Annotated in this window: 15 protein-coding genes, 1 rRNA gene, 1 pseudogene and 1 riboswitch; of the genes and pseudogenes, 14 read left to right on the forward strand and 3 right to left on the reverse strand. The window is 69.2% G+C overall.

What is annotated here, in order from left to right:
- From rrf to ACWCP0_RS40675, 11 genes are all read left to right on the forward strand, one after another.
- Positions 1-95: ribosomal RNA gene (gene rrf / locus ACWCP0_RS40625) — 5S ribosomal RNA — on the forward strand; the annotation flags it as partial.
- 148 nt (positions 96-243) lie between these two features.
- Positions 244-852 carry a CDP-alcohol phosphatidyltransferase family protein gene (locus tag ACWCP0_RS40630; protein WP_451083747.1) on the forward strand — a complete coding sequence of 203 codons (609 nt, stop codon included), beginning with the start codon at positions 244-246 and terminating at the stop codon, positions 850-852.
- Between the two features lie 114 nt (positions 853-966).
- Positions 967-3462 (forward strand): sugar phosphate nucleotidyltransferase, encoded by a 2496-nt coding sequence (locus tag ACWCP0_RS40635; protein ID WP_451083748.1) that lies wholly within the window; start codon positions 967-969, stop codon positions 3460-3462.
- Between the two features lie 109 nt (positions 3463-3571).
- Positions 3572-4519, forward strand: a complete 948-nt coding sequence (locus ACWCP0_RS40640; RefSeq protein ID WP_451083749.1) for a DUF881 domain-containing protein — start codon at positions 3572-3574, stop codon at positions 4517-4519.
- The gene (locus ACWCP0_RS40645) at positions 4516-4848 is read left to right on the forward strand and encodes a small basic family protein (RefSeq protein WP_242332811.1); all 333 of its coding nucleotides are present in this window, start codon (positions 4516-4518) and stop codon (positions 4846-4848) included. The genes ACWCP0_RS40640 and ACWCP0_RS40645 overlap by 4 nt, the downstream gene beginning before the upstream one ends.
- Before the next feature lie 23 nt (positions 4849-4871).
- On the forward strand, positions 4872-5804 hold the full coding sequence (locus ACWCP0_RS40650) for a DUF881 domain-containing protein (RefSeq protein ID WP_451083750.1): 933 nt from the start codon (positions 4872-4874) through the stop codon (positions 5802-5804).
- 82 nt (positions 5805-5886) lie between these two features.
- Entirely contained in the window at positions 5887-6825 is a 939-nt protein-coding gene (locus ACWCP0_RS40655) for an FHA domain-containing protein (protein ID WP_451083759.1), read from the forward strand.
- 16 nt (positions 6826-6841) lie between these two features.
- On the forward strand, positions 6842-7591 hold the full coding sequence (gene ftsR / locus ACWCP0_RS40660) for a transcriptional regulator FtsR (protein WP_451083751.1): 750 nt from the start codon (positions 6842-6844) through the stop codon (positions 7589-7591).
- Between the two features lie 85 nt (positions 7592-7676).
- The gene (locus ACWCP0_RS40665) at positions 7677-8150 is read left to right on the forward strand and encodes a bifunctional nuclease family protein (RefSeq protein ID WP_026281837.1); all 474 of its coding nucleotides are present in this window, start codon (positions 7677-7679) and stop codon (positions 8148-8150) included.
- Between the two features lie 178 nt (positions 8151-8328).
- Entirely contained in the window at positions 8329-8925 is a 597-nt protein-coding gene (locus tag ACWCP0_RS40670) for a MerR family transcriptional regulator (RefSeq protein ID WP_451083752.1), read from the forward strand.
- Between the two features lie 128 nt (positions 8926-9053).
- Positions 9054-10700, forward strand: a complete 1647-nt coding sequence (locus ACWCP0_RS40675) for a DNA polymerase IV (protein WP_451083753.1) — start codon at positions 9054-9056, stop codon at positions 10698-10700.
- 143 nt (positions 10701-10843) lie between these two features.
- On the opposite strand, the pseudogene ACWCP0_RS40680 reads toward ACWCP0_RS40675, so the two are convergent.
- Positions 10844-11017, reverse strand: a pseudogene (locus tag ACWCP0_RS40680) (PRC-barrel domain-containing protein); the annotation flags it as partial.
- Positions 11018-11104: 87 nt separating this feature from the next.
- A riboswitch (glycine riboswitch) is annotated at positions 11105-11201 on the forward strand.
- 180 nt (positions 11202-11381) lie between these two features.
- Between ACWCP0_RS40680 and gcvP the strand changes: the two are divergent.
- On the forward strand, positions 11382-14267 hold the full coding sequence (gene gcvP, locus ACWCP0_RS40685; RefSeq protein ID WP_451083754.1) for an aminomethyl-transferring glycine dehydrogenase: 2886 nt from the start codon (positions 11382-11384) through the stop codon (positions 14265-14267).
- Between the two features lie 152 nt (positions 14268-14419).
- Here gcvP and ACWCP0_RS40690 read toward each other — a convergent pair whose 3' ends face one another.
- Both ACWCP0_RS40690 and ACWCP0_RS40695 read right to left on the reverse strand, forming a co-directional pair.
- Entirely contained in the window at positions 14420-14617 is a 198-nt protein-coding gene (locus ACWCP0_RS40690) for a DUF5999 family protein (protein WP_451083755.1), read from the reverse strand.
- Positions 14618-14909: 292 nt separating this feature from the next.
- The gene (locus ACWCP0_RS40695) at positions 14910-15500 is read right to left on the reverse strand and encodes a hypothetical protein (protein WP_451083756.1); all 591 of its coding nucleotides are present in this window, start codon (positions 15498-15500) and stop codon (positions 14910-14912) included.
- Positions 15501-15980: 480 nt separating this feature from the next.
- Here ACWCP0_RS40695 and ACWCP0_RS40700 point away from each other — a divergent pair, with 480 nt between their 5' ends.
- Positions 15981-17483: a glutamate-cysteine ligase family protein gene (locus ACWCP0_RS40700; RefSeq protein ID WP_451083757.1), complete on the forward strand. Its 1503-nt coding sequence runs from the start codon at positions 15981-15983 to the stop codon at positions 17481-17483.
- Between the two features lie 230 nt (positions 17484-17713).
- Positions 17714-18517: a CPBP family intramembrane glutamic endopeptidase gene (locus ACWCP0_RS40705; protein ID WP_451083758.1), complete on the forward strand. Its 804-nt coding sequence runs from the start codon at positions 17714-17716 to the stop codon at positions 18515-18517.
- Positions 18518-18668: the final 151 nt, after the last annotated feature.

Genomic DNA, 18668 nt, shown 5'->3' on the forward strand with positions numbered 1-18668 from the left:
AAACGCCCGGTTACATTTCGAACCCGGAAGCTAAGCCTTTCAGCGCCGATGGTACTGCAGGGGGGACCCTGTGGGAGAGTAGGACGCCGCCGAACTATTATTGGGGGAAGCCCCGGACCGTGTGGTCCGGGGCTTTTCTGCGTTGGGCAGATTCGATTCCTGCCACCCCTCTGTACGGCCCCCGAAGACCTGAGGGTAGGGTCAGGAGGCATCGTTGGCACGTTTCACACAGGAGGCCCCCGGGTGGAGGTCCAGGAGACTCGCGTTCAGACGGACCGGGTGCTCACCATCCCCAACATCCTCAGCATGGCCCGCCTGGTCGGCGTGCCGCTGTTCCTGTGGTTGATTCTTCTACCAGAGTTCGGCGGGCCGAAGGCCGACGGTTGGGCACTGCTCGTGCTCGCGCTGAGTGGTGTCAGCGACTATCTCGACGGCAAGCTCGCCCGGCGCTGGAACCAGATCAGCAGGCTGGGGCGCATCCTGGACCCTGCCGCTGACAGGCTTTACATCCTTTCCACCCTCGTGGGGCTGACCTGGCGCGAGATCCTGCCACTCTGGCTCACTCTGGCGCTTTTGGCCCGGGAGTTGATGCTCCTGGTGATGGTGGGAATCCTCCGCCGGCACGGCTATCCGCCGCCGCAGGTGAACTTCCTGGGCAAGGCGGCCACCTTCAACCTGATGTATGCGTTCCCGCTGCTGCTTCTCAGTGACGGAAACGGGTGGCTTGCGTCACTTGCCGAGATTTTCGGATGGGCGTTCGCCGGATGGGGTACAACTCTCTATTGGTGGGCAGGGATCCTCTACGTGGTCCAGGTCCGCCGACTCGTCAGGGCGGATACCCCTGCCGATTGAGCCGTATGTCCGGAGCTGTGGTGAGACCGCCGGCCCGCACATGACATTCCACGGGCCTGCCCGGATGGGTGAAGTCGGCTAGACCGTCGTCTCTTCAAGGAGGACGCTTCCGACATGAAGGCCGTCGTGATGGCTGGTGGCGAAGGTACGCGACTTCGCCCCATGACCTCGAGCATGCCCAAGCCACTGCTACCGGTGGCCAATAGGCCGATCATGGAGCATGTGCTGCGCTTGCTGAAGCGGCATGGGCTCACTGAGACCGTCGTAACCGTTCAGTTTCTCGCCTCCCTCGTCAAGAACTATTTCGGTGACGGCGAAGAGCTGGGGATGGAACTCACCTATGCCCACGAGGAGAAGCCACTCGGCACCGCGGGAAGTGTGAAGAATGCGGAGGAGGCGCTGAAGGACGACACGTTCCTCGTCATCTCCGGTGACGCTCTCACCGACTTCAATCTGACCGACCTCATTGCCTTCCACAAGGAGAAGGGCGCGCTGGTCACGGTGTGCCTGACCCGGGTGCCGAATCCGCTTGAATTCGGTATCACCATCGTGGACGAGCACGGCAAGGTCGAGAGGTTCCTCGAGAAGCCGACCTGGGGCCAGGTCTTCTCGGACACCGTGAACACCGGCATCTACGTCATGGAGCCCGAGGTCTTCGACTACGTCGAGGCAGACGTTTCGGTGGACTGGTCCGGCGATGTCTTCCCTCAACTCATGAAGGAAGGCAAGCCGATCTACGGCTATATCGCCGAGGGTTATTGGGAGGACGTCGGCACCCACGAGAGCTATGTAAAGGCCCAGGCCGATGTCCTTGAGGGCAAGGTCGACGTGGAACTCGACGGCTTCGAGATCTCGCCCGGTGTCTGGGTGGCCGAAGGAGCCGAGGTGCACCCCGACGCGGTGCTGCGAGGACCGCTGTACATCGGGGACTACGCCAAGGTCGAAGCCGATGTGGAGATCCGCGAGCACACCGTCGTCGGCTCCAATGTCGTCGTGAAGAGCGGTGCGTTCCTGCACAGGGCCGTCATCCACGACAACGTCTACATCGGGCAGCACAGCAATCTTCGCGGCTGCGTGATCGGTAAGAACACCGACATCATGCGGGCCGCGCGCATCGAGGACGGCGCCGTCATCGGCGACGAGTGCCTCGTGGGCGAGGAATCGATCGTCCAGGGCAATGTGCGCGTCTACCCGTTCAAGACCATCGAGGCCGGCGCCTTCGTCAACACCTCGGTGATCTGGGAGTCTCGCGGCCAGGCGCACCTCTTCGGGGCGCGTGGCGTCTCCGGGATCCTCAATGTGGAGATCACTCCGGAGCTTGCCGTACGGCTGGCGGGTGCGTACGCGACGACCCTGAAAAAGGGTGCGACCGTCACCACCGCGCGGGACCACTCACGTGGCGCCCGGGCGCTCAAGCGTGCGGTGATCTCGGCGCTCCAGGCGAGCGCCATCGACGTACGCGACCTGGAAAACGTGCCACTGCCCGTGGCGCGGCAGCAGACGGCCCGCGGCAGCGCCGGCGGCATCATGATCCGTACGTCACCCGGAGTGCCGGACTCCGTCGACATCATGTTCTTCGACGAACGCGGTGCGGACCTGTCGCAGGCCGGGCAGCGGAAGCTGGACCGGGTGTACGCGCGCCAGGACTACCGCCGGGCGTTCCCCGGCGAGATCGGGGACCTGTCCTTCCCGGCCAGCGTCTTCGACTCGTACACCGGATCGCTGCTGCGCAACGTCGACACGACGGGGATCGCCGAAGCCGGTCTCAAGGTCGTCGTGGACGCCTCGAACGGCAGCGCAGGGCTCGTTCTGCCGAGCCTGCTCGGCCGTCTCGGCGTGGACGCGCTGACGATCAATCCCGGCCTCGACGAGTCCCGGCCCACCGAGACCGCCGATGCGCGCCGGAAGGGACTGGTGCGCCTCGGAGAGATCGTGGCGTCGGCCAGAGCCGCGTTCGGCGTGCGCTTCGACACCGTCGGTGAACGACTGTCGCTCGTGGACGAGCGCGGGCGGATCATCGAGGACGATCGGGCCCTTCTCGTCATGCTGGACCTGGTCGCCGCGGAGCGCCGCAGCGGCCGCGTCGCGCTGCCGGTGACGACGACACGCATCGCCGAGCAGGTCGCCGCGTACCACGGCACCCAGGTCGAATGGACGACCACGTCGCCCGACGATCTGACCCGGGTCTGCCGGGAGGAGTCCACCATCTTCGGTGGAGACGGCCGCGGCGGCTTCATCGTTCCCGAATTCAGCAGCGTCTTCGACGGCACGGCGGCTTTCGTTCGGCTCATCGGGCTGGTGGCCCGCACCCAGCTCACTCTGAGCCAGATCGACGCCCGGATTCCGCGGGCCCATGTGCTGCGCAAGGACGTCGCGACGCCTTGGGCGGTCAAGGGCCTCGTCATGCGCCGGGTCGTCGAGGAGGCGGGAGATCGCTTTGTCGACACCACTGATGGTGTGCGGGTGGTCGAGGCCGACGGGCGGTGGGTGATGGTGCTGCCGGACCCCGCGGAGGCCGTCACCCATCTGTGGGCCGAAGGCCCCGACGACGCATCCGCGCAGGCCCTGCTCGACGAGTGGGCGGGTGCCGTCGAGAGCGCAGGTCAGTGAGCGGGTCGCCGAACCGGTAGCGGTGTGTGGGGAGGCGGCGCCTGCCGCCTCCCCACACTTCGGTGGGGCCATTCGGCGGTAGCGGTTCCGACGTGCGACGATGTGCGGCATGCCGCAGCAGCCCCCCGTTCGGAGCACCGCCTCACCGCCGCCGCGCCCTGATGCGTCCATGTCGCTGCTGAACAATGTCATGGACCACAGCCTCGACGACGGCTACGCCGAGGCGGCTGCCCGCAGGGATGCCGAGGACGGCGGACTTCCCCGGACGCTGCGCGCCAAACTGGGGCTCGCGGCCGGTCTCGTACTGGCCGCCCTCGTCGTCACCCTCGGGGCGGCCGAGGCGCGCATATCGGCACCGGTGGTGGCCAAGGAACGCGAGGAGCTCATCGACCGCATCGACGCGGAGACCGCGGCGGCCGACGAACTCGAGGCCGAGGTCGACCGCCTCCGCGACGAGGTGGGCGAGCGGCAGCGCAAGGCTCTGCAGCAACACGGTGGCGACCAGGGCCAACTGGTCGCGCTGCTCTCGGGAGGCACCGAGGTGCACGGACCCGGGATCAAGCTGGTCGTCGACGATGCCAAGGACGCCGCCTCGGACAGCGGTGGTCCGCGCGAGAGCGGCGGCTTCTCCGACACGGGCCGGGTACGCGACCGGGACATGCAGCGCGTCGTCAACGGCCTGTGGGAGTCCGGCGCGGAGGCCGTGTCGATCAACGGACAGCGGCTGACGGCCCTGTCCGCGATCCGCGCGGCCGGCGACGCCATACTCGTCGACAACAAGCCGCTGGTGCCCCCCTACACGGTGCTGGCGGTGGGGGATGGGAACAAGCTGAGCACCGCTTTCCAGGACAGCGCCGACGGCCAGTACCTGCACGCGCTGCAGGAGAACTTCGGTATTCGCACCAGCATTTCCGCGCAGGACGTGGTACGGCTGCCGGCCGCGCCGAGCCTGATCGTGCGTACCGCGGAGCCGATGACCGCCGAAGCCGCAGCGGGCAGCGAGCAGGGCGCTGCCGAGCCAGCCGACACAGCCGACACAGGGAAGGGCACATCGTGATCGCCGTACTGGGCCTCGTCGTAGGAGTCGTGGCGGGACTGTTGCTCCGCCCCGAAGTGCCGGCGGTGGTCGAGCCCTACCTGCCGATCGCCGTGGTCGCCGCCCTCGACGCGGTATTCGGCGGGCTGCGCGCCATGCTGGACGGGATCTTCGTCGACAAGGTCTTCGTGGTCTCCTTCCTGTCGAACGTCGTGGTCGCCGCTCTGATCGTGTTCCTCGGTGACAAGCTCGGCGTCGGTGCTCAGCTCTCCACGGGTGTCGTGGTCGTGCTCGGCATCCGGATCTTCTCCAACGCGGCCGCCATCCGCCGGCACGTGTTCCGGGCGTGAGGCGGATGAGCGACAACGATCCGATGCACGGAAACACGTCCACGAGCGGCAACGAGCAGGCGGCGCGCGACGCCGAACAGGCGCCGAGGGATCCGCAGGCGGCCGCACACGCGTACGCAGGCACTGACCAGCAGGACCTCGCTGACGCCACCCACCGGACCGACGTCAGCGACCGGCACGACCCCGCGGGGCAGCGGGACCGCACCGATCCGCAGGCCGGCAAGGCCACGGACGGGCTGACCGGCCGGCAGCGGCTGATCGCGGGGCTCTGGCCGCCGCGCGTCAGCCGCGCCCAACTCATCGTCGCCCTCCTGCTGTTCGTCCTCGGCCTCGGCCTGGCCATCCAGGTCCGGTCCACGAGCGACAACAGCGCGCTGCGCGGCGCGCGGCAGGAGGATCTGGTGCGCATCCTCGATGAACTCGACGACCGCACCACGCGTCTGGAAGATGAGAAGGCGCGTCTCGAGGACCAGCGGACCGAGCTGGAGACCAGCTCGGACCAGGCCGAAGAGGCGCGGAAGCAGACGCAGGAAAAGGAGCGGCAGCTGGGCATCCTGGCGGGTACGGTGGCGGCCGAGGGCCCGGGTATCACGCTGACCATCGACGACGGCTCCGGTGCCGTCGAGTCGGACATGCTCCTCGATGCGATCCAGGAGTTGCGGGCCGCGGGTGCGGAGGCCATCCAGGTCAATGGCGTCAGGGTGGTCGCCGGTTCGTACTTCTCCGGCAGTGGCGGTGACATCGAGGTCGACGGGAACAAGATCAGCGCTCCCTACCGGTTCAAGGTCATCGGCAAACCGCAGGACCTCGAGCCGGCGCTGAACATCCCGGGAGGCGTGGTGCAGACCCTGGAGAAGGAGCAGGCCACCGCCACGGTGACCCGGTCGGAGAAGATCGTCGTTGATGCCTTGCGACCGGCGGAACGGCCTGACTACGCTCGGTCGTCCTCCCAGTGACGCGGGGATGGCATAGGGGAGCCGGACAACGACAAGAGGTTGCGGGGGGTCGACGCATCGTAAGCATGCTGCGTGGTGGAAACTGTCCGGAGGTCACGGACGTTGTGAGGGTGTCCGGTTCGGCAGGTGTGTTCAATCAGGGTTCCTGCCCCACGGGCGGGTCTGTTTCGGTCAAGGGGAATCGCCCGTGAAGTTGTTTGGGAAGTTGTTCGGCAAGAGCGCTCGCGAGGACAGCGGCACCGCCCGCCATCGCGCACCGCGCCAGGGCCAGGAGGCGGAGCAGGGCGGCGAGCGCCCGCTCTTCCGGGACGAGGTCGCCGGCCCGGGCGGTGACATTACCGGCGGTCAGGGCGCGTCTGCTGTTGACCCTGCAGGTCCCGGCCGCATAGGTTTCGGGACACCGTCAACCTCAAGTACGGGTGGAGGGTTTACCTCCGATCCGTATGCGTCCCAGGCCCCCGCGGGGCAGCCGCGGCAGGAGGATCCGTCCATGCCGGTTTGTACGCGGTGCGGTCACCGCAACGCCGAAGCGAGCCGCTTCTGCTCCAACTGCGGCGCGCCGCTGCGGCCCGGAGTGCCGGCCGAGCGCGCTTCGGAGACGACCTCGACGATCTCCATCTCCGGGCTCGAGGCCTACGAGGCCGAGGCGACCGGCCAGACGCCCTTGCCCTCGCTGTCGCCCGAGGCCCAGGCGGCCGTCGACGCGCTGCCCCTCGGCTCGGCACTGCTCGTGGTGCGCCGCGGGCCGAATTCGGGCAGCCGGTTCCTGCTGGACGGCGAGCTGACGACGGCGGGGCGCCACCCGCAGAGCGACATCTTCCTCGACGACGTGACCGTCTCCCGGCGCCATGTGGAGTTCCGCAGGTCGCCCGACGGCAGCTTCACCGTCACCGATGTCGGCAGCCTGAACGGTACGTACGTCAACAGGGAGCCGATCGACTCGGTCGTGCTGTCGAACGGCGACGAGGTTCAGATCGGTAAGTACCGGCTGGTCTTCCACTCGAGCCAGCGGGGCCTGTGACCCTCAGGGAAGGTCCATGCTGCGAACACCCCCGGGCGGTGCCGGTCACGGCACCGCCGGAGGCGACAGGCTGTTCAGTATCGGTTCGGTGCTGAACCAGCTGTGCGACGAGTTCCCCGAGGTCACCATCTCCAAGATCCGCTTCCTGGAGGCCGAGGGCCTGGTCGAGCCACGGCGCACCCCGTCCGGCTACCGCAAATTCAGCCCCGAGGATGTCGAGCGGCTGGCCCAGGTGCTGCGTATGCAGCGGGATCACTATCTTCCCCTGAAGGTCATCCGGGAGCATCTCGACGCCCTGGAACGCGGTGAGCGGCTCCCGCTGCCGCCCCAGGGCGGCGCGCCGCGGGACCTGCCTGCCGTCGGCGGGGGCGGGTATCCGGAGCCGGACCGCCCGACGGCGGCCCGGATCGGCCGGGCCGAGCTGCTCGCCGCCGCGGCCGTGACCGAGGCGGAGCTGGAGGCCTGGGAGTCGTACGGGCTCATCACTCCCGCGGCGGACGGCGGTTACGACGTCGAATCAGTGACCGTGGCCAAACTTGTGGCGGACATGGGCCGATTCGGTCTCGAACCGAGGCATCTGCGCGCCATGAAAGCAGCCGCCGACCGCGAGGCCGGACTGGTCGAACAAGTGGTCGCACCGCTGCGCCGGCATCGCAATCCGCAGACCAGGGCCCATGCCGAGGCGACCACGAAAGAGCTCGCGGCGCTGTCCGTGCGGCTCCATGCGGCCCTGATGCAGACGGCCCTCGGTGTCCGGCTGCGCTGATCCTGCTCGATCCGGCACCAGCCGCGCACCGATCTCGGGGGAGCCCGACTACCCAAACCTGCCAGGCACGTCCTAGGGTTGCTGTGTGAACGAGCTCGACGTTGTGGGTGTCCGGGTGGAAATGCCGTCCAACCAGCCGATCGTGCTCCTGCGCGAAGTGGGAGGCGACCGGTACCTCCCCATCTGGATCGGCCCCGGGGAGGCGACCGCGATCGCCTTCGCCCAGCAGGGCATGGCGCCTGCCAGGCCACTGACCCACGACCTGTTCAAGGACGTGCTGGAGGCCGTCGGGCAGGAACTCACCGAGGTCCGCATCACCGACCTGCGGGAAGGCGTCTTCTACGCCGAGCTGGTCTTCGCCAGCGGCGTCGAGGTGAGCGCCCGGCCGTCGGACGCCATAGCCCTCGCACTGCGCACCGGCACGCCGATCTACGGCAGCGACGGCGTGCTGGACGACGCGGGCATCGCGATCCCCGACGAGCAGGAGGACGAGGTCGAGAAGTTCCGCGAGTTCCTCGACCAGATCTCTCCCGAGGACTTCGGCTCCAGCAGTCAATGACCTGCCGCCGGCGACACCACACGGGTGTACCGGCACATTCGTGAAGCCGTTCCCCGGATCGGGGCACGGAAAACCACTCTCAGGGTGATTATCACTCGGCGTGCCGAGTGTGGCGATCGTTGACGCACCCCGAGCAACTGCCTACCGTCGAGATGGCAGGTCAAGGACGGAGGTCGGCGTGAGAAGCAGCGGCGACGGTACGGCAGGGGGTCCCCTCGGAGTCACTCCGGGGCGGGGCACGCCGTATCCGCTTCACATCAGTTCGGCCGACACCTCGACCGAGACCATCGGCTACCGGGGGCCTACCGCGTGCGCCGCGGCGGGCATCACCTACCGGCAGCTCGACTACTGGGCGCGCACCGGTCTCGTGGAGCCGAGCGTCCGCCCCGCCCACGGATCGGGCACCCAGCGGCTGTACAGCTTCCGGGACGTCGTCGTCCTGAAGATCGTGAAGCGTTTCCTGGACACCGGTGTCGCGCTGCAGAACATCCGCACGGCGGTGCAGCATCTGCGCGCCCGCGGATTCGCGGACCTGGAGCGCATGACGCTGATGAGCGACGGCGCGACCGTCTACGAGTGCTCCTCGCCCGACGAGGTCGTGGACCTGCTGCAGGGCGGCCAGGGAGTCTTCGGGATCGCCGTCGGCGTCGTGTGGCGGGATGTCGAGGCGGCGCTGTCACAGCTGCACGGCGAGCGCATCGACACCGGCGAGACACTCGTCGGCCACAACCCGGCGGACGAACTGGCCAGGCGCCGGCGCGACCGCGCCGTCTGACCGCCCGGCCCCACCGCATGCGTGCCTCGGCGCCGTCGCGGCGGCCCCAGGGCGTCCCCAGGCGCCGTCGCACGTAGGTCTCACCGGCGTACGGCCGACTGTCAGTGGGGTAGGGCAGCATCTGAGGTGTGAGATCAGCGCCGACGATTCTGCATCTGGACATGGATGCGTTCTTCGCCGCCGCCGAGCAGGCGGCGAAGCCCAGCCTGCGCGGAAAGCCGGTGATCGTCGGCGGCCTCGGGCCGCGCGGAGTGGTCGCGACCGCGTCGTACGAGGCGAGACGGTTCGGCGTGCGCTCGGCGATGCCGATGGCCCAGGCCCGCAGGCTGTGCCCGAACGCCGCGTATCTGGTGCCCCGCTTCTCCCTCTACCGGTCGGTGAGCGACCAGGTGATGGAGCTGCTCGGGAGGCTGTCGCCGCTCGTGGAGCCGCTGAGCCTGGACGAGGCCTTTGTGGACCTGGAGGCGGGAGGCACGGCCGACGACTCGCGCTCGGCGCGAGAGGCCGGTGAGCGGCTGCGCAGGGACATTCTCGCGGTCACGGGGCTGACCGGGTCGGTGGGCCTCGCCGGGTCCAAGATGCTGGCGAAGATCGCCTCCGAGCAGGCCAAGCCCGACGGACTGCTGCTGATCGAGCCGGGCACGGAGCGTGAGCTGCTCGGCCCCATGACCGTGCGGACGCTTCCCGGGGTAGGGCCCGCGACCGGTGAGCATCTGCGGCGCGCAGGGATGACCACCATCGCCGACCTGGCCGAGGCCGGCGAGGACGAACTCGTACGACTGCTGGGGAAGGCGCACGGGACGGCGCTGTTCCGCATGGCCATCGGCCACGACGACCGGCCGGTGATCGCCGAGCGCGACGCGAAGTCGGTGTCGGTGGAGGACACCTTCGACGTCGATCTGCACGACCGGGTGCGGATCAGACTGGAGGTGGAGCGACTCGCGGACCGGTGCGTACGACGGCTTCGCGGATCCGGTCACTCCGGCAGGACGATCGTGCTGAAGGTCCGTCGGTACGACTTCTCGACACTCACCCGGTCGGAGACGCTGCGCGGCCCGACCGACGACCCCGCGGTGGTGCGGGAGGCCGCCGGCCGCCTGCTGGAGTCGGTGGACACCACCGGCGGCGTCAGGCTGCTCGGAGTGGGCGTCACCGGCCTTACCGACTACACCCAGGAGGATCTGTTCGCCCAGGCCGCGGCCGGCGATCAGGCCCTCGACGACGAGCGCGAACGCCCCGGGCACCATCCCGTCGGGGACGAACCGCAGACGCAGGAAGCACCTCCCCGGCCGGCGGCCGAGCGCCGCTGGGCCGCCGGGCACGATGTGCGCCACACCCGGTACGGGGCCGGCTGGGTGCAGGGGAGCGGGCTGGGACGGGTCACCGTGCGCTTCGAGGAACCTTGGTCGCCCGCGCCGGGGAGAGTACGGACCTTCTCCGTCGACGACCCCGACCTCGAACCGTCGGAGCCGCTGCCGCTGGTCCGGCGGGAACCCGACCGCGCGCCACCCGTGCCGCCCCCGCCAGGTCGACCGCCGGCGGACGGAACACCGCAGGATCAGCCACCGCAAGCCCGACCCCATGCCCCACCACTCGAGGAGCCGCCGACAGCCCGGTCGCCGCAGACCGAGCCCTCACCGCATCAGTCGTCCTGGCCCGCCAGCCGCCCGAAGTCACGGTCCCCCGGGGACTCCGGTCCCGCCCCCGGGCCACCGGAATCGGAAGGCGGCGAAGGAGCCCGCTTCTCCGGCGGAGCGGGGAGGTCGAGACCGTAGTGGTGGTAGAGCTGCAATTCCTGCTCCGGCGAGAGATGCCTGCCGACCCCGAAGTCGGGTGCGTCCTTGATCAGAGCCCGCTCGAACGGGACATGAAGGCCGTCGCCCCCCAGCTCACTGGGCTCCAGAGGCACGAACGCATCCCTGCTGAACAGCCCCGTGCGAACGGCCGCCCACTCCGGCACCCCCGTCGCGTCGTCGAGATACACCTCGTCCACGGTCCCGATCTTCGTACCGTGGCGGTCGAACGCCTTGCGGCCTATCAGGCTGCGCGGATCGATGTCGGTCTGCACGGTCCCTCCAACTGGTCGCACCACCCGTAAGTACTACGAAAGTGCACATCTGTGGCCTCGGCCACTCGACGGCTCCGGCCAAGACCGCGCTGGTAGGCTGGCGATGGCCGCTGACCCCGTGCGGGAGAGTGCTCCGGTCCCCGACCGGAGACGCCGAAGGAGCAAATCCTCCCCGGAATCTCTCAGGCCCCTGTACCGCACGGACGAGGTCACTCTGGAAAGCAGGGCGGGCGTCGGTCGGCATCCGCTCTCACCGACGGTGAAAACCGGTACGTCGCCATGCGCGCGGACCGGTGAAGCTCTCAGGTTGAGATGACAGAGGGGGAGGCCGTCCGGGCACCCACGCCGTGGTGCCCCTCGCAGGTCGTATCGACCAGGAGGCCTCAGCATGACCGCCAACCGCACTCCGCTCTCCCGGCTGGAGCAAGGCACGCCCTTCGAACAGCGCCACATCGGCCCCGACGCCGCGGCCCAGGCGAAAATGCTCGCGCAGGTCGGCTACGGCTCGCTCGACGAGCTGACCGCCGCGGCCGTGCCGGACGTGATCAAGAGCGCCGAGGCGCTCGGGCTGCCCGACGCCCGCACCGAGGCCGAGGTCCTCGCCGAACTGCGCACCCTCGCCGACCGCAACAAGGTCCTGGCGCCCATGATCGGCCTCGGCTACTACGGCACGTTCACCCCGCCGGTCATCCTCCGCAACGTCATGGAGAACCCGGCCTGGTACACGGCGTACACCCCGTACCAGCCCGAGATCTCGCAGGGCCGCCTGGAAGCGCTGCTCAACTTCCAGACCGTGGTCGCCGACCTGACCGGCCTGCCCACCTCCGGCGCCTCGCTGCTCGACGAGGGCACCGCGGCCGCCGAGGCCATGGCCCTGTCTCGCCGCGTCGGCAAGGTCAGGGACGGCGTCTTCCTGGTCGACGCCGACTCCCTGCCGCAGACCATCGCCGTGATCGAGACCCGCGCCGAGCCGACCGGCGTCGAGGTCGTCGTCGCCGACCTCGGCAACGGCATCCCCGCCGAGATCGCCGAGCGCGGCGTCTTCGGCGTCCTCCTCCAGTACCCGGGCGCCTCCGGCGCCGTCCGCGACCTGAAGCCCGTCATCGAGCAGGCCCACGAACTCGGTGCGATCGTCACCGTCGCAGCCGACCTGCTCGCCCTGACGCTGCTCACCTCGCCCGGCGAGCTCGGCGCGGACATCGCCGTCGGCACCACCCAGCGCTTCGGCGTCCCCATGGGCTTCGGCGGCCCCCACGCCGGCTACATGGCCGTCCAGGCCAAGCACGCCCGCAGCCTCCCCGGCCGCCTCGTCGGCGTCTCGGTCGACGCCGACGGCAACAAGGCCTACCGCCTCGCCCTGCAGACCCGCGAGCAGCACATCCGCCGCGAGAAGGCCACCAGCAACATCTGCACCGCGCAGGTGCTCCTCGCCGTCATGGCCGGAATGTACGCCGTCTACCACGGCCCGGAGGGCCTCAGGACGATCGCGCGCCGCACCCACCGGTACGCCGCCATCCTCGCCGCCGGTCTGCGCGCCGGCGGCGTCGAGCTCGTGCACGACACGTACTTCGACACCCTGACCGCGCGCGTCCCGGGCAAGGCCGCCGACATCGTCGCCGCCGCCCGCAAGAACGGCGTCAATCTGCACCGCGCCGACGCCGACCACGTCTCCCTCTCCTGCGACGAGACCACGGACCGCGCCCAGCTGACCGCCGTCTGGTCCGCCTTCGGCGTCGTCGGCGACATCGAGGCGCTCGACACCACGACCGACGACACCCTCCCCGCCGCACTGCTGCGCACAGACGACTACCTCACCCACCCCGTCTTCCACCAGCACCGCTCCGAGACCGCGATGCTGCGCTACCTGCGCCGCCTCGCCGACCGTGACTACGCGCTGGACCGCGGCATGATCCCGCTCGGTTCCTGCACCATGAAGCTGAACGCGACCACCGAGATGGAGCCGGTCACCTGGCCCGAGTTCGGCCAGATCCACCCCTTCGCCCCGGTCGAGCAGGCGCAGGGATACCTGACCCTCATCCACGAGCTGGAGGAGCGTCTCGCCGAGGTCACCGGCTACGACAAGGTCTCCCTCCAGCCCAACGCCGGCTCCCAGGGCGAACTCGCCGGCCTGCTGGCGGTCCGTGCGTACCACCGCGCCAACGGCGACGAGCAGCGCACCGTCTGCCTCATCCCGTCCTCCGCACACGGCACCAACGCCGCCAGCGCCGTCATGGCCGGCATGAAGGTCGTCGTCGTCAAGACCGCCGACGACGGCGAGATCGACGTCGACGACCTGCGCGCCAAGATCGAGCAGTACCGCGACGAGCTGTCCGTCCTCATGATCACGTACCCGTCGACGCACGGCGTGTTCGAGGAGCACGTCGCCGACATCTGCGCCCAGGTGCACGACGCCGGCGGCCAGGTGTACGTCGACGGCGCCAACCTCAACGCGCTGGTGGGCCTTGCCAAGCCGGGCAAGTTCGGCGGCGACGTCTCTCACCTCAACCTGCACAAGACCTTCTGCATCCCGCACGGCGGCGGCGGCCCCGGCGTCGGCCCCGTCGGCGTCCGCGCGCACCTCGCCCCGTACCTGCCGAACCACCCGCTCCAGCCGACCGCCGGACCCGAGACCGGCGTCGGCCCGATCTCGGCCGCCCCCTGGGGCTCCGCCGGCATTCTGCCCATCTCCTGGGCCTACGTCCGGCTCATGGGCGGCGAGGGCCTCAAGCGCGCCACCCAGGTCGCCGTCCTCGCGGCGAACTACATCGCCAAGCGTCTGGAGCCCCACTACCCGGTGCTCTACACCGGACCCGCCGGTCTCGTCGCCCACGAGTGCATCATCGACCTGCGGCCCATCTCCAAGGCCACGGGCGTCAGCGTCGACGACATCGCCAAGCGGCTCATCGACTACGGCTTCCACGCGCCGACCATGTCGTTCCCCGTCGCCGGCACGCTGATGATCGAGCCCACCGAGAGCGAGGACCTGACCGAACTCGACCGGTTCTGCGACACCATGATCGCGATCCGTGCGGAGATCGAGAAGGTCGCCTCCGGCGAGTGGCCCGCGGACGACAACCCGCTGCGCAACGCCCCGCACACCGCGGCAGCCCTCGGCGGCGAGTGGGAGCACCCCTACAGCCGCGACGAGGCCGTCTTCCCGGCCGGCGTCGAGGCCGCAGACAAGTACTGGCCGCCGGTGCGCCGCATCGACGGCGCCTTCGGCGACCGCAACCTCGTCTGCTCCTGCCCGCCGCTCGACGAGTACGACGGCTGATCAGCAGCACGAACGCGTGCGCTGAGCGCCTGCACCCACGCGTGAGGGCCGGTTCGGAGATCTCCTCCGAACCGGCCCTCTCCGTTCCCGCTCCTGCTCCGCCGTCCCAGACCCTGCCAGGTCCAGCGCTGCGCGAAGGCAGCCCGGCTCTCTCAGGCAGCCTTCGCCACCTGCTGCGGCCGGTGCGGGGCGATGATCTGCCCGTCCGGAAGCAGCTCACCGGTGTCCTCGAAAAGCAGGACAGCGTTGCACAGCAGGCTCCATCCCTGCTCCGGGTGGTGCGCCACGAGGCGCGCGGCCTCCCGGTCGGGAGAGTCGGCTGAGGGGCAGGGTGGCTGGTGCTGGCACATGGATGGGTTCTTTCGCTGCGGTGTGGTGAGTGTGCTGCGGCTCGATGCGGTGCTCATGGCCGCCCCCCGATCTGTCGGTCCGATCCCAGTGTTGCCCCACGGGCGTCAATCCGCAGGGATTTCACGGCAGCTCGTCTTACCACTTAATGACGTATCACCCGCGCGGACGGTTCAGCTCAACTGCACTGTCCGTTCGGGTGGTTCCGGCTGACCGTACCGGGCTAGTCCGGACGGGCCATGGCGACGCCCCGTGACACAGATGTCACGGGGCGGAACACCACGTAGCCAGAGATCAGGCAGGTGACCCGAGCAGCGGCGCCGGAGTGGCGCGAAGCGTCAGCACAGGCAGCAGATCGGCCACCCGGTGCGGCCGGTGCGCGGCGATCCCCGGCGGCGCCGGCGCCAGCGGCACCAGCAGATCGGAGGGCGCGGGCGCCCCGCCCGAGGCGTCGGCCTCCGTGTCGCCGTGCAGCCACAGCGTCAGCATGTACAGCTCGGGCACGGACAGCAACCGCGGCTGGTAGCCCTCCGGCAACGACTCGGCCTGCTGCAGCGCACGCTCGGTCGAGGCGATGTACGGACCCTCGAAGAAGTGCGAGAACGCCCAGCCGTCCGGAGTCAGCATCGTGTCCGCGGCCGCGACCGAACGCTCACCCCCGCGGATCAGAAACCTCCACCCGGCCAGCCGGGTGCGTGGCGCACGGCCCGCGCGCGGGACGACCTGGTCCAGCACATGGACGGGAAGCGGCAGTTCGGGACTCACCGCTCCTTGGACGGAACGGAGAGCAGGGGTACGGGCCTCGCGGACTGCGGCGGGGGAACCGAGAGCCGTGAGGACACTGCGCAGGGCAGGCGCGGGAGCCGGGGGAACGTGAAGCGGCATGGTGGGTCGCCTCTCACTCAAGAGACAGGGTGATGCGAGGGCAGGTGCGGACGGCACTGTCAGCGTGGGCCAGAGGGGGGCTGAAAGGCCATGGCCGGGCGCCAACTCTCTGCCTCGTTCGCGGAGTTTATACGACGCGTGTTCACGCAGTGTTTCTGCTAGCTGTCCCCGGCATTGCAGGCAAGGCCGAATCCAGACTTTTTCGGAGGGAGTTACCGGTGCCTTCCTGCGGACGCAGGCGCGACACCTGGGGTGTTACCCCACCAGCGGTCGGCCGAATCTCGTCGGCGTTTTTCACCACGCACCGGGCAGTGGTACGTGAGTGCTGCACCATGCCGACGGAATGTGCCTCGCGAATACGGATCCAGACTAGCGTCCCACCGTCGCACGCGAGGCGTTATGGATCAGCCCGCCTGGGCATTATCGTCCGTGACACGGCGGCCGACGCCGCAGGCCGCCCACTCGAGGAGGGGTGCTTCGATGGGGGAGAAGGTCGTGGCAGGCGGGTTCGACCTGTCCGATCGGCAAAGGTACCGGAGAAAGTTGCAGCAGTGCCTGGCGGGACTGGGGAGACTCCTGGCAGAGAAGAGGTTCGACCGGCCCAAGAACCTCATGGGCCTCGAGATCGAACTCAATCTCGCCGGCGCCGACGGCCGGCCGCGGATGGCGAATGCTGAAGTACTCGACCGGATAGCCAGCCGAGATTTCCAGACCGAACTCGGAATGTTCAACCTCGAGGTCAACATAGCCCCCCACCGACTCGGCGGACGGGTCCTCGACCAGCTCACCGAGGAGCTGCGCACCGGACTGGGATACGCCCACCGCAAAGCCACCGAGATCGACGCCGGCATCGTGATGATCGGAATTCTCCCCACCCTCGACCGCAATGACCTGACCTCCGCCAACCTCTCCGACGTCGACCGGTACGCCCTGCTCAACGACCAGATCGTCGCCGCACGCGGTGAGGACTTCACCCTCGACATCGACGGAGTCGAACGGCTCAGCTGCACCTCGACATCCATCGCCCCCGAAGCCGCATGCACCTCCGTGCAGCTGCACCTCCAAGTGACACCCGCACGATTCGCCCAGGTCTGGAACGCGGCCCAGGCCATCGCAGCCGTCCAGATCGCCATCGGCGCCAACTCCCCCTTCCTCTTCGGCAGAGAACTGTGGCGCGAATCCAGGCCGCCCCTCTTCCAACAGGCCACGGACACCCGCCCACCCGAACTCCAGGCCCAGGGCGTACGGCCGCGGACCTGGTTCGGCGAACGCTGGGTCGGCTCGGCGTACGAACTCTTCGAAGAGAACCTGCGCTACTTCCCCGCGCTCCTCCCGATCTGCGACGAAGAAGATCCCCTGCGCGTCCTCGACGACGGCGGCATACCCCGCCTCCAGGAACTCGTCCTGCACAACGGCACCGTCTACCGCTGGAACCGACCCGTGTACGGACTCGCCGACGGCGTGCCCCACCTGCGCGTCGAAAACCGCGTCCTCCCCGCCGGCCCCACCGTCACCGACGTGGTGGCCAACGCCGCCTTCTACTACGGCCTCGTCCGAGCCCTCGCCGAAGAGTCACGGCCCGTCTGGACGCGCATGCCGTTCGACGCCGCCGCCGACAACTTCGACACCGCGTGCCGCCATGGCATCGACGCCGAACTCCTCTGGCCCCGCCCCGGCCGAAACGGCGGCATGACGCGCGTGCCCGCCGTCACACTCGTACGAGACGAACTGCTGCCCCTCGCCGCAGCCGGACTCGACGCCTGGAACATCGAACCCGCAGACCGCGACCAGTACCTCGGAGTCATCGAGGGACGGTGCAGACGCCGGGTCAACGGCGCATCCTGGCAGGCAGACGCCTTCCACCGGGCCATGGAATCCGGACTGGACCGGGAAGCCGCCCTGGCAGCCCTCACCCGCAGATACGCCGAACTGATGCACACCGGCGACCCCGTGCACACCTGGCCCGCGGGCCCCGCCGGCTGAGCTCCGGCCCTGCAGCCCGGGCTTCCGTCCACGGTTTCGCCCTGCGACCGGTGGTCGGTCCTCGGCCCGCCGGCCGGCCTGGCCCCGGGGCTGCCCCCTCCGGCTGACATCCCGCCCGCCGACGACGCCCACCACGCCGGACGGCCACCGCCACGGGCCCTGCCCTCGTCCGCCACGCCCGCGTCGGGCAAGCTGTGACGGCGCACGAGGCAAGGCAACAGGAGGCAACTGTGCAGGCGGAAGCAGGACACACGTCCGGTTCGCTCCCCGAAGGGGGCATGTCGCGGAGAATCCTGCGATCCGAGACACTGCTCGTCCTGGCGCTCTCACTCGGCGCCAGCGCGCTCTCGTCACTGATCAGTTTCATAGGCTCACTGACGAAACCGGGGGGCCTGAAGGACCAGGCAGCGACACTCAACAGCTCCTACGCCCCCGGCCGGCCCTGGCTCGACCTCGCCTGGCAGCTCTTCGGCATCGCCACCGCCCTCGTACCCGTCGCGCTCGTCGCCCACTTCCTGCTGCGCGAGGGCGCAGGCGGACTCCGAGCCATCGGCCTCGACCGCACCAAACCCTGGCCGGACCTCGGCCGCGGAGTACTGGTCGCCGCGGGGATCGGCAGCGCCGGACTCGCCTTCTACCTGATCGCCAGAGCCGCCGGATTCAATCTCACCGTGGTGCCCGAGGCGCTCCCCGACGTCTGGTGGAAGTACCCGGTCCTGATCCTCTCCGCCCTGCAGAACTCCCTGGTCGAAGAGGTGATCGTCGTCGGCTACCTGCTGCGGCGGCTCGGACAACTGGGCTGGACCCCGACCGCGGCCCTCGTCGCCAGCTCCGTGCTGCGCGGCTCGTACCACCTGTACCAGGGGATCGGCGGCTTCATCGGCAACATGGTGATGGGCGCCGTCTTCGTCCTCCTCTACCGGCGTTGGGGCCGCGTCGGCCCGCTCGTCGTCGCACACGCGCTCCTCGACATCGTGGCGTTCGTCGGATACGCGCTGCTGGCCGGGAAAGTGAGCTGGCTGCCCACGATGTGACCGGACGGGAGAGATCCAGGGAGACCCCGAGGGGTGGGGGGGGGGGGGCCCCCCCCCCCCCCCCCCCCCCCCCCCACCCCCCCGGGGGGGGGGGGGGGGCCAGAGTTATAGGGAAAGGGGAAGAATGAGAGGGGGGCGCGGAATATAAAAA

It is taken from the genome of Streptomyces sp. NPDC001970 (assembly GCF_053594115.1).